The 24614-nt window shown below is 39.5% G+C and carries 14 protein-coding genes, 1 rRNA gene, 2 pseudogenes and 3 other annotated features; of the genes and pseudogenes, 8 read left to right on the forward strand and 9 right to left on the reverse strand.

Annotated elements, in window-relative coordinates:
* Positions 1-355: 355 nt before the first annotated feature.
* Both B1R93_RS21705 and B1R93_RS21710 read right to left on the reverse strand, forming a co-directional pair.
* A complete protein-coding gene (locus tag B1R93_RS21705) occupies positions 356-1114 on the reverse strand; it encodes a helix-turn-helix domain-containing protein (RefSeq protein WP_088106002.1) in 759 nt (252 codons plus the stop codon).
* Between the two features lies 1 nt (position 1115).
* The gene (locus B1R93_RS21710) at positions 1116-4892 is read right to left on the reverse strand and encodes a DEAD/DEAH box helicase (RefSeq protein ID WP_088106003.1); all 3777 of its coding nucleotides are present in this window, start codon (positions 4890-4892) and stop codon (positions 1116-1118) included.
* A 487-nt stretch (positions 4893-5379) separates the two neighbouring features.
* Here B1R93_RS21710 and sstT point away from each other — a divergent pair, with 487 nt between their 5' ends.
* The gene (gene sstT, locus B1R93_RS21715; protein WP_088106004.1) at positions 5380-6597 is read left to right on the forward strand and encodes a serine/threonine transporter SstT; all 1218 of its coding nucleotides are present in this window, start codon (positions 5380-5382) and stop codon (positions 6595-6597) included.
* Positions 6598-6844: 247 nt separating this feature from the next.
* Here sstT and B1R93_RS21720 read toward each other — a convergent pair whose 3' ends face one another.
* Positions 6845-8443, reverse strand: a complete 1599-nt coding sequence (locus B1R93_RS21720; protein WP_088106005.1) for a xylulokinase — start codon at positions 8441-8443, stop codon at positions 6845-6847.
* Positions 8444-9351: 908 nt separating this feature from the next.
* Between B1R93_RS21720 and katG the strand changes: the two genes are divergently transcribed.
* Together katG and B1R93_RS24005 are read left to right on the forward strand one after the other, a co-directional pair.
* Complete coding sequence (gene katG / locus B1R93_RS21725; protein WP_088106006.1) at positions 9352-11562, forward strand: catalase/peroxidase HPI; 2211 nt, start codon at positions 9352-9354, stop codon at positions 11560-11562.
* A gap of 618 nt (positions 11563-12180) precedes the next feature.
* The gene (locus tag B1R93_RS24005) at positions 12181-12264 is read left to right on the forward strand and encodes a putative holin-like toxin (protein WP_133058700.1); all 84 of its coding nucleotides are present in this window, start codon (positions 12181-12183) and stop codon (positions 12262-12264) included.
* 429 nt (positions 12265-12693) lie between these two features.
* Here B1R93_RS24005 and B1R93_RS21730 read toward each other — a convergent pair whose 3' ends face one another.
* Positions 12694-13167, reverse strand: a complete 474-nt coding sequence (locus B1R93_RS21730) for a UPF0158 family protein (protein ID WP_088106007.1) — start codon at positions 13165-13167, stop codon at positions 12694-12696.
* A gap of 706 nt (positions 13168-13873) precedes the next feature.
* Between B1R93_RS21730 and B1R93_RS21735 the strand changes: the two genes are divergently transcribed.
* The 3 genes and pseudogenes from B1R93_RS21735 to B1R93_RS21745 all read left to right on the forward strand — a co-directional run bounded on the left by B1R93_RS21735 (position 13874) and on the right by B1R93_RS21745 (position 16604).
* Positions 13874-15106, forward strand: coding sequence for a saccharopine dehydrogenase family protein (locus tag B1R93_RS21735; protein ID WP_088106008.1), 1233 nt, complete (start codon positions 13874-13876; stop codon positions 15104-15106).
* Between the two features lies 1 nt (position 15107).
* Positions 15108-16235, forward strand: coding sequence for a carboxynorspermidine decarboxylase (nspC, locus tag B1R93_RS21740; protein WP_088106009.1), 1128 nt, complete (start codon positions 15108-15110; stop codon positions 16233-16235).
* A gap of 124 nt (positions 16236-16359) precedes the next feature.
* Positions 16360-16604, forward strand: a pseudogene (locus B1R93_RS21745) (DUF2535 family protein).
* A gap of 182 nt (positions 16605-16786) precedes the next feature.
* On the opposite strand, the gene trpB reads toward B1R93_RS21745, so the two are convergent.
* Positions 16787-17953, reverse strand: a complete 1167-nt coding sequence (trpB, locus tag B1R93_RS21750) for a tryptophan synthase subunit beta (protein ID WP_088106010.1) — start codon at positions 17951-17953, stop codon at positions 16787-16789.
* 329 nt (positions 17954-18282) lie between these two features.
* Here trpB and B1R93_RS21755 point away from each other — a divergent pair, with 329 nt between their 5' ends.
* Positions 18283-18903, forward strand: coding sequence for a cell wall hydrolase (locus tag B1R93_RS21755; protein WP_088106011.1), 621 nt, complete (start codon positions 18283-18285; stop codon positions 18901-18903).
* A gap of 128 nt (positions 18904-19031) precedes the next feature.
* On the opposite strand, the gene B1R93_RS21760 is transcribed toward B1R93_RS21755, so the two are convergent.
* On the reverse strand, positions 19032-19457 hold the full coding sequence (locus B1R93_RS21760; protein ID WP_088106012.1) for a GNAT family N-acetyltransferase: 426 nt from the start codon (positions 19455-19457) through the stop codon (positions 19032-19034).
* A gap of 192 nt (positions 19458-19649) precedes the next feature.
* On the opposite strand from B1R93_RS21760, the gene B1R93_RS21765 reads away from it, so the two are divergent.
* A complete protein-coding gene (locus B1R93_RS21765) occupies positions 19650-20234 on the forward strand; it encodes a hypothetical protein (protein WP_088106013.1) in 585 nt (194 codons plus the stop codon).
* A gap of 83 nt (positions 20235-20317) precedes the next feature.
* On the opposite strand, the pseudogene B1R93_RS21770 reads toward B1R93_RS21765, so the two are convergent.
* From B1R93_RS21770 to rrf, 3 genes and pseudogenes are all read right to left on the reverse strand, one after another.
* A pseudogene (locus B1R93_RS21770) lies at positions 20318-21323 on the reverse strand (IS1595 family transposase).
* Between the two features lie 184 nt (positions 21324-21507).
* The gene (locus B1R93_RS21775; RefSeq protein ID WP_088106014.1) at positions 21508-22389 is read right to left on the reverse strand and encodes a GNAT family N-acetyltransferase; all 882 of its coding nucleotides are present in this window, start codon (positions 22387-22389) and stop codon (positions 21508-21510) included.
* A 1151-nt stretch (positions 22390-23540) separates the two neighbouring features.
* A 5S ribosomal RNA gene (gene rrf, locus B1R93_RS21785) occupies positions 23541-23656 on the reverse strand.
* Positions 23657-23879: 223 nt separating this feature from the next.
* Positions 23880-24142 (reverse strand) — a sequence feature (23S ribosomal RNA rRNA prediction is too short).
* Between the two features lie 19 nt (positions 24143-24161).
* Positions 24162-24321, reverse strand: a sequence feature (23S ribosomal RNA rRNA prediction is too short).
* 19 nt (positions 24322-24340) lie between these two features.
* Positions 24341-24509: a sequence feature (23S ribosomal RNA rRNA prediction is too short), on the reverse strand.
* Between the last annotated feature and the right edge of the window lie 105 nt (positions 24510-24614).

Consider the following 24614-nt stretch of genomic DNA (forward strand, 5'->3'; position numbering starts at 1 on the left):
ATGATGAGAAGGCCACTGAAAAACTACTTCTTTGTAACTCAAAGAAGTAGTAATGACTTCACACGTTGCGCGCCTTGCTATGAGAAAACCACTCATAGCAAGGCTTTCAAACCATGCAACGGCTCCGCACATTACTTAAGGCTCGTAGCGAACTCGCCCTACTGTAGTTTAAAGACGCCTTAAGCAGTCTTGGTGAATGATTTGCCAACAGCCGACCATAAAGGGCAGTTCTATTCATTGACCGTTGATATATTCGCATCAGCGGTCTTTTTGATAATTTTATTTTATACAGTGTTGTCGACTTGTTTATTCGTGCCATGCAACGCATTAACGCAGCATGGGCAGGCACCCGCAATTACAGTTCAGCTGCTTCCTTCCATTTTCCCCGCCACTTTCCCCGTTCTTGCTCCTCTATTTGTTTTTCAAGTGTATCATCCCAGCGTTCGAGCCACGTATTCCAGACACGTGCATAGAAAATGTCTTGGTCTTTATTGTACAGTTGAAATTCCAGACATGGTACATGTTTGACTGTCTGTTGCTCAAAGCTCTTTACGTCAGCCACGACCGTTTGATAGCCATTTTCGTCCAACCCATTTTCACTATCGGAGAGAACCTGCACCATATGGTCCGTATTGATACGCTCCTGATTATTCGCATAGCGATACACCGGCAATTTCCCCTCTGTTTCGTGCTCAGCTACGGTCATCTCCGGCCAGTATTCATCATGACTTGGACTATAAAAAAGCTCTGTCCATTCTTCTTCCATTTCCTCTTCAATGATACCTGTCTTCAACTGTTCATGCCCTTTTGGTGTAAGCTTGTAGATGGCTTTTTCCAGCCGAATTAAGCCTGTTCGCTGCATTTTTTCAATCAAATCTGCAATGAACAGCTCCTCTACTAGAAGCATTTCGGACAAATTGGCTGCACGACGGATTTCTGTTTCCTCAAAAGTAATCAGCAACATTTTCATGAGAATATCCATTTTAGACCTCTTGACCCGGTTAAATGCCACTTGCAATGTCATGACCGGCAAATACCAACTAGCAGACTCTTTGATTTGAACAGCTGGATTTTCAAGCAAGTTGGCCCGTAAACGTTGTGTCAGCTTATCCATGTTACTTCACCTCTTCAAGCATTCGCAGCCCTTGTTGTTTTTTTACAGTTTCTAATACGTGCGTATACATGCGTTTCGTATCGGCGTGCCTTGTCCGTTCTGTAAACATCTTTGTGCTTCCTATTAAAACGAGCAGCTCTTTCGCTCTCGATAGGGCAACATTTAGCCGGCGGTAGTCTTTGGCAAAGCCAATATCGTCGTGCTTATGATCATGATTGCGCACCATACTTAATAGGATAATGTCCATTTCCATCCCTTGAAACTTGTCCACTGTCCCCGTGCGAATCGCCAAGTGGCACAGAGATAGCTCTTGATGAATCATGCGGTCGATTCTTTTTACTTGTTCCCCGTAGAAACTGATCACGCCAATGCTTTTTTTCTCGTCTGCTTTCATTCTTCCGGCTTGCTTCGCCTGTTCTGCCGCTTCGTTCATTTCCTTAAGCAAGCCACCAATCTCACTCAATTCAGCTGGGTTATACAGGCTTTTTCCGCCTTTCATTCTTTCTTCAAAAAATGCGGGCTCATTCGGCATATCCAGCCATACTAAATGATCGTCACGCTGAATACGTGCTGACTCTAACAAATGGTCCCGTACCGAATCGGAATCGGTCAGGCCACATTGAAGCCGTTCGTTTTCCTGCTCATAAAACGGCGCAATTGTTGCCATAATGTTTTCATGCATCCGATACTGAAGCGCAAGCATCGTTTTATTGCTTTTCGGCAAGTTTTTATACAATCGTTCAAACAATGATTCTTTTAACAGCTTTTTTAATTCCGCTTTGCCTTCAAAGTCTTCGCTTTTGTCCGCCATTTCCTGCAGCGTCTCTTCTAGCGTATCGTTTCCTAAAAGAGGTGGCAGCTGGTGATGGTCACCAACTAAAATGATTTTTTTCCCTTTCAACATCGGTAACAGTAGCTCAGGCGGGGTTGCTTTTGATACTTCATCAATAATCACGACATCAAAAACAGGGTAATTGTCGATAAAATCTTTTCGTGCCGATGCCACACATGTCGTTCCGATCACGTTCGCATGCTTTACATAAAGCTTGCGAATTTCATCTAGGTCATGGTCATTTGCTTCTTCAAGCAACGAAAGCCACTTCCCTTGGATGGACTGGAACAACGGGAGTTTCTGCTGTTCCTGCTTTAATGACTCCCGATTAAATGACAAACTCGCGAGTTGCTTTAATAACTGTTCATGTTCTAGTTCCGGTTGCATAGACAGAATCTCCTTTAAAGATGTCTGTTCTTCTTCCAGTTGCTTAATCATGTGATACAACTCGGTTAATCGAACCTGATTTTGGTCGAGTTTCTGTTCCTGTTCCTGCAGCTGAATCGTTTCTGTCTCACGTTTTTCGCTATTTATTTCAACGCGCAGCTTTACTTTGTCATACTGTTCTTTCTTTTGCTGCAGTTCAAGAGCTTTTGCTTCTTTTTGAACGAGTAATTCTGTTGCGTTTGGAATCAGTTCTACTGATGCCGTGATTTGCTTATACTCGCTTTGAAGAGCGTGAAGCTCACTGCTCTGCTCTTCCAGCATCCGCAGCCACTTTTGATGCGATTGTTTGTTTTCATGCTGCTTATGCTCAAGTTGTTTTATCATTTCTTGCTTCAACAGCTGAAATGCTTCCTGCGCCACTTTTTTATACGTGTCAAACGACTCTAGTCGTTCTCTTTTTTGCCATATAAAGAGTCTCCTACTATATAAGCCTTTGAGAGATTCAACTAGCATCTTTGGGTAGATGTTTGGTCTTCTTGCTAATTTGCTTCTAAGTTCAGTTAGATATTGATCAATTTCCTCAGCTGTATAAACGGCTGACCGATTCATTTGACGCAGTTGCTCAAATGATACGCGATTCTTCACTAAAAGCGATTCAATATATGAAATTGCGTTAGTTAGTTTATCATTATACTCTTTTAATTTTTCCAGCTGGTTTATAGCTCCACGAATGTCCTCTAGCTTGTCGATTAATTCCTGAACTTGTTGAGGTCGTTCCAAATTTTGTTCAAGGATGATCCATCTCAAGCCGTCGATTTGTTTGACGGCTGTTATTTTTGCGATTAAAGCATCCATATGCTTGGTTGCCTCTACCCATTTTTTACGTTCGGCAGTCGTATGCTCGATCGTTTGTTTTCTATCATTTATCTTGCTTTCTAGCTCATGACACGCAATGCTGTGCCGCAATTGCTGTATAACTTGTTCGTTAGCATCCCACTCTTTTTGAATTGCGTCAGTATCCGGCCCGCTACGAAGAAAGATTTCATCTTCTTCAATCGATAAAAGCAATGAACGAAGAGATTCTCCGAGTTCCTCGACGTGTTGCTTAGCCTTTTGCTTCTCCTGCTCGGTAACATCGACAGTCTGTTTTTGCTCATGAATTATTGTCTCAATGTCGCTAAATCGTTTTTCTGCATTCTGTTTCGCTTCAAGCTCCGCCTCTACCCGTGCAAGCACCGGCTCTAGCTGCTCTTGCTCCCGTTCATTCACTGCCCATTCCGCTTCGATTTCTATTTTTCGTTTTTTACGAGCTTCATCATGAGCAAAGACTTCTTTTAACGTATGCTCTTTCCAATACTGACCGACATTTTCTTCAATGAATCTTTTGCCTTCTTCTTCAATGCTTTCCGTACGCCCGACGCGAAGAATGCGAATGTCTTTATTCTCCAGCAATCGTCCAAGAGCATTGTCGACCGCCAAATTGGACTGCGAAGCAACCAATGTCCGCAGTCCTGCCCGCGCATTTTGCAAGCAAATTTCAGAAATGACGGTTGTTTTTCCGGTTCCAGGCGGCCCTTGAATGACGTATAAATCTTCAGCCGATATCGCGCCTCTGACCGCTTCTTGCTGGAACTCGTTCAAGCGATTGTGAAACCGAAGTAAGGCTTCGTTTTTCGACGCTCGAACTGGTGGCTTATTTTCAAATAAAAGCCGCTCAAGATCAGGATTTGCAGCCAATCCGTTTTCTAAATGCTTAAACCCTTGCCGCAATCTTTTCACCTGACTCAATGCCGCAAAATTACTGAAGATAACTTCTTTTTGCTTCATGTCGAATTGCTGCTGCCGGGCCCGTTCCTCCATATACCCGTGCAACTCCACTTCAACTGATTGAGCAGAACGATTCGCTTTTAGCACCTTCCCAACATCCTGGTCAATCCCTTTGAGTTTCACGCTCAAATCTTTAAGTGATTTCCATTCCTTATCACGCAATTGGCAGCCGGTAATCGTCATCCGACTGAAATCACCATTGAACGAAAGTCCTGAATAACGAGAGGTCATGTCTGGGATATCCGCAGAACGCTCTTGAATGTTCAAATAACCTTCCCAACTCGCTATACGCTTTTTCACATAAAGTGAACTTTCCTGTGCAACTGGCATGTCGTGAATCACGTTCAACAACTCAATCGGGACCATCCCTCCCCGCTGTACATTCATATCAAACGTGATATCCACCGCTCGTCGCCAATTTGTTTGAACTGCTGCTTGCGCCGTTCTCGTCGTTACATTCGTCGTAATGAATCGGTCCTTTTCCACTACACAGTGCAGAATGACTACAAGCTCACTGTATGTATCGGACATTCTCACATTCTTCTTATTGTCAATAAATAATGCGACTGAAAGAGGGCGCTCCACCGTTTGTGGATACTTTTCTATATAAACGTGAAGCGATGTCTCCAAAGAAAAAAACGAGTCCCCATCAAGCCCGAGTTCCCGCATCTTGTCCTTCGCCTTATTCGTCAAAGTTACCGGACATCGATATGTCGTACGATGTTTCTTCATGTGTTCACCTGCTTTATTCAGCACCACTAGTATGAATGGTTTTCTACCAAACTGAATTATAGCATACTATACACGTGCTTTTAGTAGAAACAAGCAAACCTAATTTTACCTATTGGCATTGGATGTGACTGGACATTCATAGCGTTGATAGCCGGAGACTTCATGTTAGTAGAGGGTTTTCTCCGTAATTTTGTTGCAGTTTTCGCTTTATTTCCCAAAAGGATTTGCTGTCCCTTTCTATCAGTTTAAAAGATGATTTCTGTATCGAACACAGGTCATTTTTTTCTATAATGTTGCTCCAATCAAAACTCGATGAAAAGGCTGAATTTTCATATCATTTAAATATTTTCATATAATAGCTCTCATTACTTCCCCTTCATTCACAATCGACAACTTTCGTGTTAAACTAGCAATTGTGTCTTAAATCACAGAATCGCTTTACGTATTCTTATATTATGATAGTATTACCAAAATTCGGAGGGAAGTAATGAAAAATCTATTCCACAAATGGAATCAAATCAGCCTAGTAAAACGAATACTTGTAGGGATTGTTATTGGTATTCTTTTAGCTGTGACCATTCCTGATGCAGCAAAATGGGTGACCATTTTCGGTTCTTTATTTGTTGGAGCTTTGAAAGCAGTTGCTCCAATACTGGTTTTCTTCTTAGTAATGCATGCCATCTCTAAACATCGAAGTGGCCAGAAAACAAACATGAAAACGATTATTATTCTGTATGGTGTAAGTACATTTTTAGCCGGATTGGTCGCCGTTGTTACTAGTTTTCTGTTTCCAGTACGTTTATCCCTTGTGACAGGCGCAGAAGGCCTGACTCCTCCTAGTGGGATTGTCGAAGTCCTTCAGACATTGCTGTTTAACGTTGTTGATAACCCGATCCATGCACTCTTAAATGCCAACTATATTGGGATTCTCGCATGGGCGATCCTACTTGGCATAGCACTAAGACATGCGCCTGATACAACGAAAAACACGCTTGCTAGCTTTTCTGATGCGATTTCCAAAATCGTGAAATGGGTGATCCATTTAGCGCCGATCGGGATTATGGGTCTAGTCTTTGACGCGATTGTCTCAAATGGCCTTTCAGCGTTGCTTGATTACGGAATTTTACTATTCGTATTAATTGGATGTATGTTATTTATCGCTCTTATCATTAATCCAATGATCGTCTATATGACGATTCGTCAAAATCCATATCCACTTGTCTTTAAATGTTTAAGAGAAAGTGGGATTACAGCCTTCTTTACTCGTAGCTCAGCAGCCAACATTCCAGTCAACATGCGTTTATGTGAAAAGCTAGATTTAGATAAGGATACGTATTCAGTATCGATTCCATTGGGCGCCACGATTAATATGGCAGGTGCAGCAGTTACGATTTCGGTCTTAACGCTTGCAGCCGTTAACACACTCGGCATTCAGGTCGATATCGGTACGGCACTTATTCTCTGTGTTCTTGCAGCTGTATCTGCTTGTGGAGCATCAGGTGTTGCCGGTGGTTCGCTTTTACTCATTCCTTTAGCAAGCAGTCTATTCGGAATTCCAAATGAAATTGCTATGCAAGTCGTTGCGGTCGGTTTCATCATCGGTGTGTTACAAGACTCTTGTGAAACGGCGCTGAATTCATCATCAGATGTCCTTTATACTGCAACAGCTGAATATGCGAAAATCCGTAAAGAAGGAATTTCGTAAAAGAGCATCATACTTTTAGAGATTTATATCGTTAAACGCAACAGCGCCTACAAATCGGAAGTTTGTAAGGCGCTGTTTTATCATTTCCAGTCTAAACCTCATTTTTACACCCAAACGATATAACCTTTCAGTTCAAAAAAGATTTTGTATGTTCTTTCATTATCTTGTTACCTACTCCCTTGCTAGTGTTAAATAAAAAAACGCGACAGGAGATCCATCCCCCATCGCGTTACAAATACCGAATTATTTACTTAAGATTGTCAATCGCCGCTCTTTCGATTGCAAGTCCCTTCGTATAACGTTCCATAAATTGCTCAAAGCCCTCTACATCCTTAGGATCAGGAGACATCGTATCGCCTTCTTTTCCAGCAAAGACGTTTTGGTTTAAATACTCTTCTAGTGTTTCATTATCGCCTTTGTTAATCATGTAAGAAGCAAGCAACGCGATCCCCCATGCGCCACCTTCTCCTGCTGTTTCCATTACAGACACAGGTACATTAAGAGCACCAGCCATGATGCTTTGTCCAACACCTTTCGTCTTAAACAAACCACCGTGACCTAAGATTTCATCCAGTTTAACTTCCTCTTGTTTAAGCAAGATATCCATTCCGATTTTCAACGCACCTAATGCTGTAAATAAATGCACACGCATGAAGTTAGGAAGATTGAAATTGCTATCAGATGAACGAACAAACAATGGACGACCTTCTTCAAAGTGAGTAATATGTTCACCAGAAAGATAGCCGTAAGCCAATAGACCGCCAGCATCTGGATCTCCTTGAAGCGCCAGATTGTAAAGCGTTCCATACAACTGATTCATGTCAACGTCCATACCCATCGCTTTTGAATATTCAGCAAACAATCCAACCCATGCATTCAAGTCTGAAGAACAATTATTAGAATGAGCCATCGCTACTAGGTTACCAGTCGGCGTCGTCACAAGGTCAATTTCAGAATAGACTTTAGACAGTTCCTTCTCAAGAACAACCATCGCAAATACAGACGTTCCAGCAGATACATTACCAGTACGCTTCGCTACACTGTTTGTTGCGACCATACCTGTTCCTGCATCACCTTCAGGAGGACAAAGCGGAATGCCAGCCTGTAATTCTCCAGTAACGTCAAGAAGTTTTGCCCCTTCTTCAGTAAGGACACCGGCGCTTTCACCCGCTCCTAAAACATTAGGCAGAATATCTTCAAGTTTCCACGGTAAATTCTTAGGTCCAATCAATTCATTAAATTGATTGATCATCGATTGATTATAGTTTTTCGTATTCAAGTCAATTGGGAATACACCAGATGCTTCCCCAACTCCAAGAACCTTCTCTCCTGTCAATTTCCAATGAACATAGCCAGCTAGAGTAGTCTGGAAAGAAATATTAGCAATATGCTCTTCCTGATTTAAGACAGCTTGATACAGGTGAGCGATACTCCATCTTTGCGGAATGTGGTAGTTAAACAAACCTGTCAGTTCTTTCGAAGCCTGTTCGGTAATATTATTACGCCATGTACGGAAAGGAACGAGAAGCTCTCCATCTTTGTCGAATATCATATAGCCATGCATCATCGCACTGAAACCGATGGCACCTACTGTCTGTAGAGTTACTCCATATTGTTCTTTCACATCGCTAGCCATCTTTTGATAACTATCTTGTATACCCTTCCAAATATCTTCGACGCTATAGGTCCAGACATTGTTCTCAAAGCGATTTTCCCAGTCATGGCTACCAGATGCAATTGGTGCATGATCCTCTCCAATAAGAACGGCTTTAATCCGGGTTGAACCTAGTTCAATCCCAAGTACAGTTTTGCCACCTTGAATGGCAGTTTTCACATCAAGACTCATGTAATTTTCCTCCTATAATAGCTAAAATAATGTATGTAAAAAGTGAAGCTTTGTTAGAAATTTTAGATATAACTAGACTAGCATACCTACGTAAAATTTAAAACGATATTTCTAATAACAATCAACTTAATCGTCATTTTTCATAACCTTTACCATTATATCACATGTAAAAGGCTATCGTTTATATATTTGTGAAACTTTCGTAATTTTGTTTATTAAATATAGCTTAAACTACAAAAATCGTATTCCGTATATATCTCAATAATTAATGAAGTAAGGGTAATGACTCCGTTCGCTACTCGCCTTTATGAGGATAAAACCACTCCTCATAAGGCTTTCATTGCGTCGGGGTCGTGTAAAATGGTAAAAGCCTACCCTTTTGACACGCCCCCGACATTTTTTCTTAGTTTTTATGATTAAGTTGTCTCAAAAAGAAAGAATAAGATTTCCACATTTATTGATACCTGTACATTTTTTTCTATTAAATGAGTCCTTTTGTTTAATTGTTTAGGATTTTATACATTTATCATTTATCAATTCACCCTAAAAAAGACCTCTTCATTGATAACATAAATCTACTCTTCACATCATATGTAAAGAGTAGGACATGCTCTTCTTCTCTTTTTCCAAATCGACTTTCTTCTACTATTCTTTTGATTTAATAGGGAGTTTTCGTTTTAATGTAAGGCCTTGGCTTGCCTTAGGTACCATTCCTTCTCCTGTCTTACTCTCCTTATCTTCATAATTTATTTAATATTTTTCGTAAGTTTTAAACATTTATTCTTTCTTTTTAATAAATAGTTTATTATAATAATTCTAAGAGAATAATTAATGTCATTTAGTTACAAGTTTTAATAACTTATTGGCATAATTATTTGCTATATTTTACTTTGAAGGGAGAAATAATAATGCAATCTAACGACAATTCAAACATTGGAAAGTGCCCAGTTATGCACGGCGCTGCTACTAGTCCAAAATCTAGTGGTACGACAAATAAAGACTGGTGGCCAAACCAGCTCAACTTAAACATTCTTCACCAGCATGATAGAAAAACGAACCCTATGGGAGAAGAATTTGATTATGCAGAAGAATTTAAAACATTAGACTACCAAGCTCTTAAACAGGATCTTTATGATTTAATGACAAACAGTCAAGATTGGTGGCCTGCTGACTACGGTCATTATGGTCCACTCTTTATTCGTATGGCTTGGCACTCCGCAGGTACGTATCGTACAGGTGACGGGCGTGGTGGTGCTGGATCAGGCACACAGCGTTTTGCTCCACTTAACAGCTGGCCTGATAACGGCAACCTTGATAAAGCCCGTCGACTGCTATGGCCGATTAAGCAAAAGTATGGCAACAAGATCTCTTGGGCCGACTTACTCGTACTAGCAGGAAATGCTGCAATCGAATCAATGGGCGGTAAGACATTTGGTTTTGGAGGAGGACGCGAAGACGTTTGGCATCCAGAAGAAGACATTTATTGGGGTACTGAAACGGAATGGCTAGGTGATAACCGTTACACAGGCGATCGTGAGCTTGAGAATCCACTTGCTGCGGTACAGATGGGTCTCATCTATGTTAACCCAGAAGGTCCAAACGGAAATCCTGATCCATTAGCAAGTGCTCGCGACATTCGCGAAACCTTTGCACGTATGGGAATGAACGATGAAGAAACGGTTGCACTAGTGGCTGGTGGCCATACGTTTGGTAAGGCACACGGTGCAGGAGATGCGGCTCTTGTTGGTCCAGATCCAGAAGCTGCTCCTCTTGAAGCACAAGGCTTAGGATGGCTAAGCAAACACGGTAGCGGAAAAGGGCGTGACACAATTACAAGCGGGGTTGAAGGTGCTTGGACAGCGAATCCGACACAGTGGGATAATGGTTTCTTTGACCTGCTTTTTGGATATGAATGGGAGCTTACAAAGAGCCCTGCCGGTGCACATCAGTGGAAGCCTGTCGATCCTGTTGAGAAGGATCTTGCACCAGATGCCGAAGATTCATCTGTTCGTGTTCCAACGATGATGACTACAGCAGATATGGCCTTGCGAATGGATCCAGACTATGAAAAGATTTCTCGTCGTTACCATGAGAATCCAGAAGAGTTTGTAGATGCATTTGCTCGTGCATGGTTCAAACTGCTTCACCGTGACATGGGTCCTCGTGCAAGATATTTAGGCCCAGAAGTTCCAGCAGAAGATCTAATCTGGCAAGACCCTGTACCATCTGTTGATTATGAATTAACAGATGAAGAAGTAGCAGAGCTTAAAGAAAAGATCCTTAACTCAGGACTTACAGTCAGCGAGCTCGTAACAACTGCGTGGGCTTCAGCTAGTACGTTCCGTGGCTCAGATAATCGTGGTGGCGCAAATGGTGCCCGTATCCGTCTTGCTCCACAGAAGGATTGGGAAGTGAATCAACCGGAACAACTTTCTAAAGTACTTACTGTGCTAGAAGGCATTCAAAAACAACTAGATAAGAAAGTCAGCATCGCTGATTTAATTGTCCTTGGTGGTAGTGCTGCAGTAGAAAGAGCTGCTCAAGATGCAGGCTTTGATGTAACGGTTCCGTTTGCTCCTGGGCGTGGCGACGCAACTCAAGAGCAAACCGATGTAGAAGGCTTTGAGGTGCTAGAACCTATCGCTGATGGTTTCCGCAACTATCAGAAGAAGCAGTATAGTGTGAGTGCAGAAGAGCTCCTAGTTGATAAGGCACAACTACTTGGCCTAACTGCACCAGAAATGACTGCGCTAATTGGCGGTTTGCGTGTTCTAGGAACAAACTACGGTGGTACCCTACACGGTGTATTTACGGATCGTGTTGGTACACTCTCTAACGACTTCTTTATTAATTTACTTGACATGGGCGTTGAGTGGAAGCCTGTGGACGGGACTGTATATGAAGGACACAATCGCAAAACAGGTGAGCTTGTGCATACAGCAACGAGAGTTGACCTAGTTTTCGGTTCAAACTCTGTTCTACGTGCTATTGCAGAAGTTTATGCTCAAGACGATAACAAAGGGAAATTTGTGAAAGACTTTATCGCAGCTTGGGTTAAAGTCATGAATGCAGATCGTTTCGACCTTAAGCTTAAGAAATCTCAACTAACAGGTAATTAAAAAGTATAAACCGCCGTCTGTTTATGGACGGCGGTTGTTTTTACATAAAATATCAAGCTAATTATCAGTGATAATAAAATTGTTTAATTTCAATGTTATAAACGAGCCTGATTGTGGAAGAGTACAACCTTTCATATAGAAAGACACGTTACTATAACAGAAATGCGTCTGATACAGGAATAGAGTTGTTCCACTCACGCCCTCGTTAGTGGATAACAGGAGGTGCCAAACCAACTTTTGTTAAACACACGATAGTAACCAAGGTTTTTTTCAGATTTATAATAAGTTTCTTTCGTAATGGAAACGAAGCAACTCATCTCTATGTTCCAACAAATCAATTAAGAAATAATAATACCGATTATTATAAAAGTTTCCTTGAATAGAGGAATGGGCCTCATTTAATATTCTGGATGTCGTTTTACCACAAAAAACTAGTTTCACGGTAGAAACGAATTTTTTGATGACATCGCATTGGCCTTAAAAAGAAATAAATGAATCTATCGAAAATACACGAACAAACATTCTTATCCATTGAAGATTCTGCTATAATACCAATGTAATAGAATATGGTTACTTAAGGGTGGCGGCGCATCCCCGTAAGAAAGGGGGTGATGCCAAATGACAGTATTCGAAACACTCAAATTGATGCTGCTTTTCGGAACGTTTGTCATTGCCTTGCTGTCGTTTCTAGACAGAAAATAATCCACCCTTAAGCTTTTGCCGGCTAGGTGGATTATTTTATCCCATCATTTGCCGCCCCTTTATAGGGCAGTTCTATTACATTGACCGTTGATGTTCCAGCATCAGCGGTCTTTTTATCTTATTCTTATCTTATTTTTTTCATACGTTGTTGTCAATTATCTAATACATTACCCTCTTCGCTCAAAATACCGTTGCAATCGATACTCACATACTTCCCTTGTCCTCCTAAACAATATCCTCATTATACATTTCCTTCACGTCAAAATTCATTCGATACTGACCATCAAATGTTATTATTTCACAGTCTCCCCTAGATGCATCGTTCATTTTTCCAAACCCTTTAATAGGAAATAGCTCTTATTGAATCTTTTCCTTTGCATATTATTTCTTGTTTAATGAAGATACTTTTACGTTTGGGATCTGTGGTCTTCAGTTTTTATCAAAATATTCTATTCCATTAAATTGGCACCACTTAATCGCAATCTCTTTCAGTCTCTCTGTACGAAAAGCATACCACTGGTCTTCAATCGTAAATTCCGCAATTGTATCCTTAAACCTTCTAAAGGCACCCTTTCCCCTTATGGCTCTTAGTAAGATGTCTTGTTTACGTGCATCGTTCATAGAAAGACAAAACTCTTCTATGATTTCATATTCATCGATATCCTCTTTTGCTGGTAATTCTATATAATCATCCTTATTCTCGATAATATCAATGGCAGTTTCCCTTATCTCCTGTTGCCACTCTGGTAAATGCTCGTATGGTTCATCATCTTCAGCAGCACGTAAATCCTCCGTAAAAACATTTACAATATCACCTGTTTTCAGATGAAAAAATGAACGGCCCTCTTCCATTTGTATTTCTAGTTCCTCGATTAGTTGGTTAAAGTTTATTTTTGCCGACATTTGCAGATCACCTCTTTATTTAACATTTTATAATAGGTGCCTGACTCACGCCACTGTACAGCTTTAAAGCACTTCTGGTTAGGTACTGAAACTTCTTGTCGAAATTTCTTAGTTTTTTTTTTATAATCTCTTGATATTTTAATAAGATGTTGTTAATCTAGAGAAGCATTAATTTGGAAAGCTAAAATTTACAGCATCAGGTCTTTCCAAGCAGATAATTTTGACCACTTACTTATGTAAGTTAAAGCCATACGGACAGCTGGGTCAAATGCCGACTGGCAACTTTGTTGCCTTATTGATTGAGTTAAAAGCTCAAATTTTATAAGTTGGTTACTTTACAACCAGTGCATTTGCACACAACTTGTGAAACGGTCAATAAGAGTGCTAAGAAGTAATTATTTGCTATATAGACTCTGATCCTATTAAGATATAGTTAATATTAAAGAGCTTTCTATCATAAATTTCCAGACTATTTGTGATGTAGTTATATATTAAATGGTCTTGGAATTACTTTGTCTTTTTAATATTGATAATTGATCTTAACAAGTGTTGTGCGCGATATGCGTTTTGCACTTGTTTTTTTGTTGTCGTCTTTTAAGCCGTTTATTTTGCTTAAGACATTCTCAGCGGGTAAGCTTGTGCTAATTGAGGTTGTTCGGACTTCTCACGCATGTTGCAAAATATTTTAGTTGGGGGTATAGATACTATGGGAAAAGCGCTTATTATTGGTTGTGGTGGTGTGGCATCGGTTGCCATCCACAAATGTGTACAGAACAGTGATGTATTTGAAGAGATTTGTATCGCTAGCCGTACAAAATCAAAATGTGATGATTTAAAAGCGAAACTTGATGGCGGGAAAACAAAAATTACGACTGCCCAAGTGGATGCGGATAATGTGGATGAGCTTATTGCGTTAATTGAAGAAGTTAAACCAGATATCGTAATGAACTTAGCTTTACCATATCAAGATTTAACGATTATGGATGCTTGCCTAGCAACAAAAACACATTATATGGATACAGCGAATTACGAGCCGGAAGATACGGCGAAATTTGAATATAAATGGCAGTGGGACTACCGCGAGCGTTTTGAAAAAGCTGGGATTACTGCTCTATTAGGCAGTGGCTTTGATCCTGGTGTGACAGGTGTATTTTCTGCCCATGCCCTAAAGCATCACTTTGATGAAATTGAATATATTGACATTCTTGACTGCAATGCAGGCGATCACGGCTATCCTTTTGCGACGAATTTCAATCCTGAGATTAATATCCGTGAAGTATCTGCAAACGGACGTTACTGGGAGAACGGGAAATGGATCGAAACGGATCCAATGGAAATTAAACGTGTTTATAACTTCCCTGAAGTTGGGGAAAGAGATATGTATTTGTTGTATCATGAAGAACTTGAATCTCTTGCTGTTAATATTCCTGGTATTAAGCGAATTCGTTTCTTTATGACATTCGGTCAAAGCTACCTCACTCATTTAAAATGTCTTGAAAATGTTGGCTTAACTTCAATTGAGCCGATTGAATATGAGGGACAACAAATTGTTCCACTTCAATTCTTAAAAGCATTACTGCCTGATCCAGCTTCACTTGGCCCTCGTACAGTAGGAAAAACAAACATTGGTTGTATTTTCAGAGGGAAAAAGGATGGCAAGGAAAAAACATACTATGTTTACAACGTATGTGACCACCAAGAGTGCTATAAAGAAGTTGGCTCACAAGCCGTTTCTTATACAACGGGTGTTCCCGCGATGATTGGTGCGATGATGGTCATGACGGGTCAGTGGAACAAACCAGGTGTATACAACATCGAGGAATTCGATCCAGATCCATTCATGGAAGCATTAAACAAATGGGGTCTGCCATGGCAAGAAAGCTTCGATCCAGAGCTTGTTGATAGCGAGCCTGTCAAAGAACCGGAGACTGTGCGTTAAGATGCGGTTTGAAGAATTACCAACACCTTGTTATGTAGTAGATGAAAGCCTGTTAGAGAAGAATTTAAAAACCTTAAATGGAGTCATGGAACGGACAGGTGCGAAAATCTTACTCGCACAAAAGGCCTTTTCAATGTCCGCAATGTATCCACTTATCTCCAAATATTTAAGTGGGACAGCCTCAAGTGGATTATATGAAGCACGCCTCGGATATGAGGAAATGGGCAAGGAAAATCATTGCTTTGCCCCTGCCTACCGTGAGGATGAAATTGATGAAATTATCACCTACTCTGATCACGTAATCTTTAACTCCTTTTCACAGGTTGAAAAGTTTAAAGACAAAGTGCTTCAAGCGGGAAAAAAGATTGGTCTGCGCATCAATCCTGAATGCTCCACACAGGTTGGGCATGCGATCTATGATCCATGCTCACCTGGTTCCCGTTTTGGTGTAACAATTAAGAATTTCCGTCCAGAGCTGCTTGATGGTGTGTCGGGATTCCATTTCCACACTCTTTGCCAGCAAAACTCTGACGATTTAGAAACAACGCTTCATGCAGTTGAAGAAAAGTTTGGCCCTTGGCTATCACAAATGGAATGGATTAACTTTGGCGGTGGTCATCACATTACGAGAGAAGATTATAACATTCCATTATTAGAAAAATGTATTAAGCGAATGCAAGATAAGTACAATTTAAAAGTCTATCTTGAGCCAGGAGAAGCGATTGCCCTTAATGCTGGCTACTTAGTTACGACGGTTCTTGATACGCTTGAAAACGGCATGGAGATTGCAATCCTTGACACTTCTGCAACCTGCCATATGCCAGATGTATTAGAAATGCCTTACCGCCCTCCTCTTCTAGGATCAGGCGAAGCAAATGAAAAGCCATATACGTATCGACTTGGGGGGCAAACGTGTCTTGCCGGTGATGTTATTGGAGAATACTCGTTTGATCAGCCGTTAAAAAACGGAGAACGATTAGTGTTTGGTGATATGGCAATCTATACAATGGTGAAAAACACGACGTTTAACGGTATGCCCTTACCAGCTATCGCCTTGAAAGAAAAGGATGGAGATTATCGTATCGTGCGTGAATTTGGCTATCAAGATTTCAAGGTGAGACTTGCTTAATCGAAAACGAACCAGATTCGAAAATACGAATCTGGTTTTTTTAACTTAGAATGATTAATATTTAGACTCACTCTAGGTGGATTGGTTATAATATTTTTAAAAAGTGTTAAAAGAGGCTGAACGTGTGTTATACAAGAAGATTGAGTTTAAAGATATTACAGGACAGAAGGTTAAAGTCACTGAAATCCTGTATTAAGCTCAACGGATCGTTATTATTTTATGATTCAAGCACGTTTGCAAATCTTTATCTCCTCCCTTTACAATAACCCTCAGGAAAAAAGATGCTCTTCCTTTCGAGCGTATTTAAAACGAAAAATACGATGGTCTGATTTCGAGGATTTATATTATGAAGTTAAAAACAATGTATGAGTGTCTTTTTATCAAGGGAGCAGACACTATATGAAACTTCATTATCTTGACGAGTAACTGCCCTACAATTTTATCATTCACTTCTCCTAGATTTACTCCTTCAATTGTTGTAGCTACAAAAAAGATTCCTCCCCCCACCACTTTAAAAGCACTGGGAGACAGGAACCACAAAATGACACTTATTACGATTGCAACATTTTAAATACTTGGTCTACGTCCTTATCCCCTCTTCCGGAAAGGTTAACAATGATAGAATCTTCTGGATCAAGTTCTTTAGCTAACTTCATTGCATAGGCAATCGCATGTGCACTTTCTAGTGCAGGGATTATTCCTTCGACTTTAGAAAGAATTTGAAAAGCTTCTAACGCTTCTTGCCCTGTTATCGTAACATACTCTGCACGATTTATTGTTTTAAGGTGACTATGCTCCGGTCCAATTCCGGGGTAGTCAAGTCCCGCTGCAATTGAGTAGGTTGGTTGCGGCTCTCCATTTTCATCTAAGAGGGTCAAACATTTAAATCCATGGATGACTGCTGGCACTCCCTTTGTTAAAGATGGAGCCTCTGCCGGTTCAACACCAATTAAGCGAACAGAATCCTCGTCAATATAATGAGCAAATGAACCAATCGCGTTACTGCCTCCACCTGCAACTGCGACAACTGCTTTTGGAAGCCTTCCTTCTTTTTCGAGGATTTGCCGCTTTGACTCTTCACTAATAATCGATTGGAAATGCTTCACCATTGTAGGAAACGGATGTGGCCCTACAGCTGAACCTAAGAGATAGAACGTATGTTCATAGTTAGCAACTAAGTCATTTAATGCCTCGTCCACTGCATCCTTTAATCTACCTTGTCCCTTTTCAACAGGAACGACCTTTGCACCTAGCAGCTCCATTCGAAACACATTTAAAGCTTGTCTTTCTGTATCTAGTTTCCCCATGTAAATGGTACAATCCATCCCTCCAACGATTGCACATGCAGTTGCAGTCGCAACCCCATGCTGCCCGGCACCAGTCTCTGCAATAATTCGAGTTGCTCCCATACGCTTTGCTAACAAAATCTGGCCAATTGCATTATTGATTTTATGAGCGCCTGTATGGTTTAAATCTTCTCGCTTCAAATAAATTTTCGCTCCGCCAACCTGCTTTGTTAAATTTTCTGCAAATGTTAACGGATTCTCGCGACCAATATACTCTTTCATATAATAATTAAATTCATCTACAAATTCAGGCTCATTCTTAAATTTTTCAAAATTTTCATCAAGAATACCTAATACTTTTTTTAAGGAGTCGGGTACGAAACTACCACCAAATTCGCCGAAATAGCCCTTTTCTTCAATTCGTTCTGTCATAAGAATTACCCCTCTATTCATTAGATTATATCATTTATTTGTATTATATCACTTTTCTGAATATTTCAACGAGGTATAAAACGTTTTTTCCTACATTCTCTAGAATGAGCCCTACTCCTTTTTTGGCCCTCATTACATAAACATGTCTATTGCCTTTAGTTAGACTTTGCAAATATCATGTCCTATTCGTATCCAAAGTCCAGTTACAACTTCGTAACCAGACTTTGTAATCTATTGTAACCATTTTGTAATACTATTCTTTTTGATTCTTTCATAGGAATAGAGTGAGATAAGAGCTCAATAAACAAGATTCACTAGGAGGACATGCTATGAAAAAACTAATTTTTTTCCTAACATTATTAATCGCAACTCTAATTTTTACGACACCTACGTTTGCTTATACAGTTGAAAAAGGTGATACCATGACGAAAATCGCACGAGAGCACGGCTTAACAATAGATGAATTAGCAAAGGCTAACCCACAGATTAAGAATCTCGATCTTATTTTTGTCGGTCAGCATATACATACACATAACACAAACAACTCCCCTGAACCAGATTTAGAAGTTAGCAGTTCAAAACATATAAGTTTTTCGAAAGAGGACATAGATTTATTAGCTAGAATCGTAAGAGCCGAAGCCCAAGCAGAACCTTTCGAAGGAAAAGTCGCCGTAGCTGATGTTGTTTTAAATAGAGTAGAAAGCCCTCAATTTCCGAATACAATAAAAAAAGTTATTTATGAACGAGGTCAATTTCAACCGGTTGCAAATGGACAAATCAATAAACCTGCTGATAAAGAGTCCATCAAGGCAGTGTATGCCGCATTATCAGACATGAGAAACATAACGCAGAATTCATTATTCTTTTACAACCCGAAGATAGCAACAAATCGGTGGTTAGATTCAAGAAAGACAAGCGTTGTGATTGGACAACATGTATTTAAATATTAACTGCATTTATATTAAGTTTGTTCCTTTTAAGGACAAACTTTCCGAGTAGCAATAAAGTTTGAGCAATAAGCGCCCTTCATCCCTTATACAATTCCAAAAGAAAACCAACACTTTGAAAAAAAGATTGATCAAAATGTTGGTTTTTTTTTATAAAAAGAATACCATTTTTTGATATAAAGCATCGATGATGTAAGAAAATTCTTTGATTCCTTTTTTAAATAATAATGCTTAAAATCTCTACCTACATTATCTATACTCCTGAACACTTGATAACCATTCTTTTCACAGAAATCCAATGCTTGAAAACTCAATGTATCTACTTTTATGAAGTCACATTCTTTTTCTAAAGCTACTTTCTCTAGTTCTAATAATAATTTAGTTCCATATCCCGATTTTCTTATATCCTCATCTATCATAAAAGTATGTATCTCTAACCAATTCCAACATATTTCACTAAGGATACCGCCACGGACAATGCCATTATCGTCCTTAAGAAATAAGCAAATTTCTTCATATCTACCTCCCAAATCTATTGGGAAATTGTAAGTCTTCACAAGCTTAAATTCAAAAGGCTGTTTTCGTAAAGATTATTGCTAATGGGGTTTATTTACTATTTTATGGTGCCATTAGATGTCGATTTCTTCTTCAACTAACGAGGCAGCTTAGAATGATATCGGGTTAAACAATCCCAATAATTTACAATTTGTGTTAAAATTAAAATAAATAAGTTATTTTAAGGAGGGCGTATGGGTTCTTATAAAAAAGGTGTATTACTTTTAAGCTATTTAACAGCGTTCTACGGCTTAATAGCTGTATTATGTTACTTCAACGGATTTGGCGGTTTAATAGGTGGAACATTTTTTTCAGATTTGAATTCAGTTAAGGGAATTGGAGATGACGTTCCATTAGCAATAGCCAGTGGTCTTGTTTTTCTTTGGTTACTTTTTGGGGCTTTCTATGTTGTAAACAAATATTTTTCTTCCTACAACGTTGTTGATTACGAGACCGAAAACGTTAAAAATCTAGTCGCTGCCACGAACGAAGATGATAGGTTTCACAAAATAGGAACCAACAATGGACCGAAAAAAGCTAATACGGAAATGGTGTTGTATGTATTAGGTCTTTTCATTTTTTGTGGTTTATTGTTTACCTCAATTATTGATGCGAGCTTCTATATTGAAAAATATTCAACGTACACATTGTGGGAATTCCGTATTAGCACTATTCTCATTGCCATATTATATTTTCTTATTGTTTATTTTTATCATAAGAAATCCAATAAATTGTTAAGTGTACTAGCCACTATGAACAAGTATAAAAAGAGTTCATAAAATCATTTTGTGAAAGATTACACTCAAACTCATGTGTTAGTTGAATAACGAGTGCAGCCGCTTCCTTTGGGGAGTGGCTGTTTTTAGACCTCACGCAAAAATTTGACCGTAATCAAATTGGATTTCTGACACGCACTTAAAAGCATTTGGTTTACTCGTTCTTTGGTCGCCATTTTCTTGCTCTGTTGAAGAAAGTTAAACCAATAGAGGTAGTTGTCCAAATATTTTGTTGCCGCGCCTTGGAACCGTTGCATCCAGTCCTTCAATCGCTTACGGTAACTGTTTACATGTTGAAGATGGTATATACCTTTTTTGACATATCCCTCTTTGCTTAGGTGAATCGTCTCGTGTTTAAGCTCCTTGATAAGAGAAAACTTCTTATAGTTTGTAGCCGTATCTGTGCATAACCAAGAAGATGGGTCTATATAATTCCCAATGACCGCATCAATTTCTTCTGCTCTTACACGACCAGTACCTGTTTTTTAGCAATAACTTGTCCATTGCGGTCTTGTACTACCACAACAGCGATTTTGAGGTTACTTATCCCTCTCTTCTTATCATTCCCACCACGTTTTTTAGGCTTTCTCTCAACCACTTCACGCCCTTTAAAGACTCCTTAAAGAAGGTCTCGTCACTTTCAACGATACCTTTTAAGGTTTGAAATCCTAATGAAGAAGGGCGAAAAGTACCTTGTGTCGCCAGTAGAATGCAGTAGAGAGATGGATACCCATCCTTTCAGCAATTCTCGGCAATGTATATGCCTCAACCATTAAATGAAAGAAGGTAGACCACTTCCCAAGATAGCGAGTTCCCGATATAGGGGTGTTTGTAAGGTCGTTGAAAGACTTGCCACAGCCACGATAAAGGATACCTTTGTCTGTCTCTGTATTTGCCGTTTCGTTTCACCTTTACACTACCACAATGAACACAACCTAGCCCTTCGTTGAAGCGTTTCTCTCTAATGAATGTAAACGCATCTTTCATATCTTCATCCTCATCAGAGAAGAAGTCTTCTTTTATAAGGTTAAACAGCTTTTGTTGTTCTTGTTTGGGTAAATCCATGAAATCGGTATAAACGTCTTCCCACATCCTGAAACCCCTCCTATGGCAGGATTTTAGCACCTAATAGGAGTTTGGTCAAAATAGCAACAATCTATATGAAAACAGCCATTCAAAAGGATTCGATTATAATCCCTTTGTCTTAATAACCCCAAACATTCATCGTCATTATCCATATACCAATTTATGCAGCCGGGAACTTCCACTACTCATTTTATGCTTGTGACGTTAGGGGATGTTTAAATTGTCTTGGAAAATGATTGTTACCACTTGCTTTTACGAACAATACATCCGTGCCATTAAATACATTACTTACTGTTTTCATACCTTCATAGTCTGGAGTAAAATGATAGACTATTTTATTAGTACCTCCATCAGCAATTTTTGAAAGAATAACATTAATATCAATTTCTTTTTTAGATATAATATCAAAAATATCAATTTGTTTATCTTTCTTCCTATAAATTACGATAACATCCTCACGCTCTAGATAGTAAATATCATTGCTAAAAACATACATACAGTAGAACATTAAAATTCCTTGGGTATTTAGTGTTGAAAATAAATTGGAAACAGGTAATCTTTCGGTTGCGAAGTTATAAATCAACTTAGCATCCTCGCTATTAAAACATTTGAGTTTACGAATACCGTTTACATCCGACTTATCCAATGTAAAGTCCATTGAAAATTGATTTTCGCTAACTGATTTAAAACCAAACTTAGGGTAGAAATCTAAAACAGTTTGATTAGCAAATAAGTACATAAAATCGTACTTGTTTTCATATTCATCTATTACTTTGTTCAATAAACTAGAAGAAAGTCCTCTCTTTCGATAATCTGGATGTGTCATAACTGTTCCGATCTGTAACGCATTATATTTCTCACCATTAACAACTAAATCTAGAATATTTACTGAAACATTTGCCACAACTTTATCTCCATCAATGTAAGAAAAAGGAATATAATAGTTATTCCAGAATCCTCTTTGATACCAATCTTCAAAATTTATACCAAATATCAACGTAGCAAGTTTATTGAAGCTTTGTCTAAGCTTATCGTCATTTTTATAGTCTTTTATATATTTTAACTCTTTCATTGCTGTTCCTCCCGATGTTTGTATGGTCTTTATGTATATTAATTGTAGAACACTAATACAGTAAAAGATACCGCAAAAATGGTTATTAATTGTTTTTTAGGGAATAAAAGGTGACTAATTTCAGAGAAATTAATCACCTTAAACAAATAAATTTAAATGTTAACGTTCTTTTGAACATAGACAATTCTTTCAATGCTTTTTTTAGAAAGACAATAACTTACTGCCAATTCTGACATTGACTTCCCAGCAGCATATTGAACAAATATTTCTTGATTTCGAATTTGAAGATTTTTTTTCGTTCCGTTCCCTAAAGAAATTCACCATCTATATAATCCTGTACTAATTTTAAAAGGTTATCAGGTAACACCTTTTCGGCTTTTAAATATCGCATATTTATCTTTGCTCCTCCTTATAAGTAAATAAGAGATTAGCAAAGACTACTATCATTTAAGATTTATTAAACACCAATAGCAATCTTTGTTATTAGTAGTAAATTAATTTTCTCATATCAAAACCCCCAACTAAATAATGTCAGCTCTTTTAGTTTATCAGAAACCCAAAGGTAAATAAAACAGCTACTAAAAAATGAATATTTATTCCACAGTGTATGAAAGCACTTGTTAGTTAAATAATTTCTTTAAACGATAATAGCGATTACATCTCAAAGCTTAACACATATAGCATCAATATCCATCGTTACTATTGTTGAAAAAATATCCCCCATATTGCTGTCGAAAGTTCAGGGCCTCTTGAAAATTTAACTACGTATACAACAAAAAAACATAATCCCCTTCGCTTATGCTTGATGGCCTAGCAACGTCCTTGCACCACTATTCTTTTGTACGATTCGTTTTACCATTCACGGAAACTCCCTCGGCTTTTAAGATGAACACTACTCCTTCAACGAGGTTACTTAGCTGAGATTTCCAAGGAATGATGATAAAACCGAAAAAATGATGATACTTCCCAAAAAAATGATGATAACTCTTAAAAAACGATGATAAATCGTAAAAAGTGATGATAAATACGTCTACCTCCTTACAAATCCCTCCTTCTAGGTAGGGGACATGATGTCTTTATCAGCTCGTGCGCCTACGTGCGTAATTCTTATACAAATAAAAAAGTACAATCCAATGGATTGTACTTTATCTGCCTGGCAACGTCCTACTCTCGCAGGGGGAATCCCCCAACTACCATCGGCGCAAAAGAGCTTAACGACCGTGTTCGGCATGGGAACGGGTGTGACCTCTTCGCTATCGCCACCAAACTTTTTGACTTCAGATAACCGGCGAATTTCTTCGTCAGCTGCGTGATTTTCGGTCATGTCACGTACGGGTGTACGCTCCATTCCTCAGTCACTTGCTTCCTCGAACTTCTTGGTTTTCTTTGTCAAACTAAGAATGTTGAGATGATTCTCTCAAAACTAGATAATGTGTAAACAAGTCACAATCTGAGTGTGACCTATGTCAAGAATGTTATTGGATAAGTCCTCGACCGATTAGTATCTGTCAGCTCCACGTGTCGCCACGCTTCCACACCAGACCTATCAACCTCATCATCTCTGAGGGGTCTTACTGGATTATCTCCATGGGAAATCTCATCTTGAGGGGGGCTTCATGCTTAGATGCTTTCAGCACTTATCCCGTCCACACGTAGCTACCCAGCGATGCTCCTGGCGGAACAACTGGTACACCAGCGGTGTGTCCATCCCGGTCCTCTCGTACTAAGGACAGCTCCTCTCAAATTTCCTACGCCCGCGACGGATAGGGACCGAACTGTCTCACGACGTTCTGAACCCAGCTCGCGTACCGCTTTAATGGGCGAACAGCCCAACCCTTGGGACCTACTTCAGCCCCAGGATGCGATGAGCCGACATCGAGGTGCCAAACCTCCCCGTCGATGTGGACTCTTGGGGGAGATAAGCCTGTTATCCCCAGGGTAGCTTTTATCCGTTGAGCGATGGCCCTTCCATGCGGAACCACCGGATCACTAAGCCCGACTTTCGTCCCTGCTCGACTTGTAGGTCTCGCAGTCAAGCTCCCTTTTGCCTTTGCACTCTACGAATGATTTCCAACCATTCTGAGGGAACCTTTGGGCGCCTCCGTTACTGTTTAGGAGGCGACCGCCCCAGTCAAACTGCCCACCTGACACTGTCCCTGAACCGGATCACGGTTCGAGGTTAGAATGTCAGCACAGTCAGGGTAGTATCCCACCGACGCCTCCAT

The organism is Halalkalibacter urbisdiaboli (assembly GCF_002156385.1).
Lineage (GTDB): Bacteria > Bacillota > Bacilli > Bacillales > Bacillaceae_D > Halalkalibacter_A > Halalkalibacter_A urbisdiaboli.

What these genes read in the sequence shown, in the direction of transcription:
- katG (WP_088106006.1), top strand. Translation starts at nt 9,352, where the DNA reads ATGCAATCTAACGACAATTCAAACATTGGAAAGTGCCCAGTTATGCAC.
- nspC (WP_088106009.1), top strand. Translation starts at nt 15,108, where the DNA reads ATGCGGTTTGAAGAATTACCAACACCTTGTTATGTAGTAGATGAAAGC.
- B1R93_RS21775 (WP_088106014.1), bottom strand. Translation starts at nt 22,389, where the DNA reads ATGAAAGAGTTAAAATATATAAAAGACTATAAAAATGACGATAAGCTT.
- sstT (WP_088106004.1), top strand. Translation starts at nt 5,380, where the DNA reads ATGAAAAATCTATTCCACAAATGGAATCAAATCAGCCTAGTAAAACGA.
- B1R93_RS21730 (WP_088106007.1), bottom strand. Translation starts at nt 13,167, where the DNA reads ATGTCGGCAAAAATAAACTTTAACCAACTAATCGAGGAACTAGAAATA.
- trpB (WP_088106010.1), bottom strand. Translation starts at nt 17,953, where the DNA reads ATGACAGAACGAATTGAAGAAAAGGGCTATTTCGGCGAATTTGGTGGT.
- B1R93_RS21755 (WP_088106011.1), top strand. Translation starts at nt 18,283, where the DNA reads ATGAAAAAACTAATTTTTTTCCTAACATTATTAATCGCAACTCTAATT.
- B1R93_RS21765 (WP_088106013.1), top strand. Translation starts at nt 19,650, where the DNA reads ATGGGTTCTTATAAAAAAGGTGTATTACTTTTAAGCTATTTAACAGCG.
- B1R93_RS21710 (WP_088106003.1), bottom strand. Translation starts at nt 4,892, where the DNA reads ATGAAGAAACATCGTACGACATATCGATGTCCGGTAACTTTGACGAAT.
- B1R93_RS21735 (WP_088106008.1), top strand. Translation starts at nt 13,874, where the DNA reads ATGGGAAAAGCGCTTATTATTGGTTGTGGTGGTGTGGCATCGGTTGCC.
- B1R93_RS21705 (WP_088106002.1), bottom strand. Translation starts at nt 1,114, where the DNA reads ATGGATAAGCTGACACAACGTTTACGGGCCAACTTGCTTGAAAATCCA.
- B1R93_RS21720 (WP_088106005.1), bottom strand. Translation starts at nt 8,443, where the DNA reads ATGAGTCTTGATGTGAAAACTGCCATTCAAGGTGGCAAAACTGTACTT.
- B1R93_RS24005 (WP_133058700.1), top strand. Translation starts at nt 12,181, where the DNA reads ATGACAGTATTCGAAACACTCAAATTGATGCTGCTTTTCGGAACGTTT.